The 2,016-nt window shown below is 67.9% G+C and carries 2 protein-coding genes and 1 pseudogene; all 3 read right to left on the bottom strand.

All coding sequences use genetic code 11. The features are described 5' to 3' along the window. Positions 1–152: 152 nt before the first annotated feature. Complete coding sequence (locus tag ACP7D4_RS27910) at positions 153–404, bottom strand: hypothetical protein (RefSeq protein ID WP_426212686.1); 252 nt, start codon at positions 402–404, stop codon at positions 153–155. 11 nt (positions 405–415) lie between these two features. Continuing rightward, positions 416–1,435, bottom strand: a complete 1,020-nt coding sequence (xerC, locus tag ACP7D4_RS27905; RefSeq protein WP_426212684.1) for a site-specific tyrosine recombinase XerC — start codon at positions 1,433–1,435, stop codon at positions 416–418. Next, positions 1,432–2,016 (bottom strand): annotated as a pseudogene (locus ACP7D4_RS27900) (DNA primase); the annotation flags it as partial. The pseudogene ACP7D4_RS27900 and the gene xerC, both read right to left, overlap by 4 nt.

Genomic DNA, 2,016 nt, shown 5'->3' with positions numbered 1-2,016 from the left:
TGCAAGGCGCGGGAGCGCGCGCTATTGACCTGACTCGATCCGAGCGTGGCCGTTGCCTTCCGCGTCGCGGCTGGCAGTACCGCGCAGCGGCTGGACAGTGGGTTTCGCGCTCGTGTCCGCCAAGCAAGGCAGCCTCCGTTACGCCGTAACGATCACTTCATGCCGAGGTAGGCGTCCCACTCTGGCGTGTGCGGCGTCAGGCCGGCCAGGATCCGGTCATCCTCGATCCGCAGCAGCCGTTCCAGCACCACACGCTGCGTTACGCCGTCACGCGCCGCGATACGTTCCAGGGCAAGGTGCGCAGCCGTGCTCACCCAAGTGTTGAGCCTGCGCTCCCCGCTGCTGCCCACCATCGGCCGGCGCGCGCGGTAGGCGGCCTGTCTCTCCGCAGAAGTCTTCGGCATCATCGTTCCTTTCAATCAGCATCGTTACGCCGTAACGCACCCTGCAATCGCGCCGGATGCGTCGCCTCGTGCACCTGCTTCAGCTTCATGATCGCCACGCGCGTGTAGATCTCAGTCGTGCCCAGGTCGGCATGTCCCAGCAGCGCCTGGATGTAGCGGATATCCGCCCCGTTCTCGAGCATGTGCGTCGCGCACGCATGACGAAACAGATGGCACGAACTGTTCAGCGGCCCGCCTGCTGCCACGCGTTCCAGCTTCGCCCCGTCAATCGCCTTCTTGACGATGCTCGAGAGCTGCTTGCCCGTCAGCCGCAGGCCCTGCCTGGTCAGGAACAGCGCCGTCGCGTCATCGGCCTGGTCGGCGCGCACCTCGTCCGCATACCTGGCAATCCACGCCAGCGCCCGCGCCCCGACCGGCACCATCCGGTCCTTCTTCCCTTTGCCGAGCCGGATCAACACCGTGCCGCGCTCCACGTCGACGTCGACCACGTCCAGCGCCACCAGCTCGGCGCGCCGCATGCCGGTGCTGTACAGCGTCTCCAGGATGGCGCGGTCGCGCAGGCCCAGCCCGAAGGCCGCATCCAGATCGGCCGCATTGATGATCTGCGCCACCTCGGCCACGCTCAGCACATGGCGCGGCAAGCGCGTCTCCTTCTTCGGCAGGTCCAGTTCGCCGGCCGGGTTGAACAGCAGGTGGTGCTGGCGCGTCATCCAGCGGAAGAACACGCGCACCGCCACCAGCCGCGTGCCCTGGCAGTTGAACGACAGCGGCAGGCCGTCGCGCTGGCGCCGATACGCAAACACGTACTGGCGGTAGCGCTCCAGCATGGCCCGCGTCACCTCCAGCGGCGTGCGAATCCCGCGTTCCTCGCACCATTCGATGAAGTAACCCAGATCGGTGCGCCGCGTCTTGATCGTGTGCTCCGAGTAGCGCATCGCGCCCAGCCAGTCGGTGAAGCCGACCAGGTGAGCGTGGAAGCCGCCGGCGATGGCCGGGTCGCCCGCGTGCAGCGGCTTGCGCACGCCCGTCATGAATCCCCCGCCAGTACGGTTACGACCGGCGCGTGTCCATTCGCGCCATGACGTGCATTTTCAGGCTCGAACCCCGCGTTTTCCGCAGCAGCCCTTGCCGCTGCTGGCTTCCCGCCCGATGAACCGCCCCGACCGGGGGCCGACCACCCACCGACCGGGGGCCGACCGGGGGCCGACTGCGGCTGATCCAGCCCCGACCGCCGCTTGTCGTATCTACCCAATGCGCCCGCATCGAGCAGGCCGATCAGGTGCGGCCCCGTGCTGCCGTCGCCGTCATACAGCAGCTCGTACACGTGTCCCTGTCCGCGTTCTGCCCGGTGCACCAGCAGGTATTCCAGTTCGGCCAGGCGGCCCAGGTGGATCTTGAGCTGGGTGTCGCCCCAGCCGGTTTTCTCGCGCACGTCCTTGCGGCTAAAGCGGATATCCCTGCGCGCCTGCTCAAGCGCGGCGCCACACTCGCCGACCATGCCGGCAACGAGCGTCAGCAAACGCCTGGTCTGCGGCGGCAGCTCGTCCAGGCTGCGGCCCAGCACCTCGTGCGTCAGGCGGTTGGCCTGCTCGATGTCGCCCAGGGTCACCTC

The sequence above is a fragment of the Massilia sp. TWP1-3-3 genome (genome assembly GCF_049897805.1).
Classification (GTDB): domain Bacteria; phylum Pseudomonadota; class Gammaproteobacteria; order Burkholderiales; family Burkholderiaceae_D; genus Telluria_A.
Note: the sequence above shows the minus strand (reverse complement) of the source record. Positions and strands in the feature narration are given on the sequence as shown.

Bases quoted from the DNA above. Each gene is read 5' to 3' on its own strand.
- ACP7D4_RS27910 (WP_426212686.1), bottom strand. From the start codon at position 404: ATGCCGAAGACTTCTGCGGAGAGACAGGCCGCCTACCGCGCGCGCCGG.
- xerC (WP_426212684.1), bottom strand. From the start codon at position 1,435: ATGACGGGCGTGCGCAAGCCGCTGCACGCGGGCGACCCGGCCATCGCC.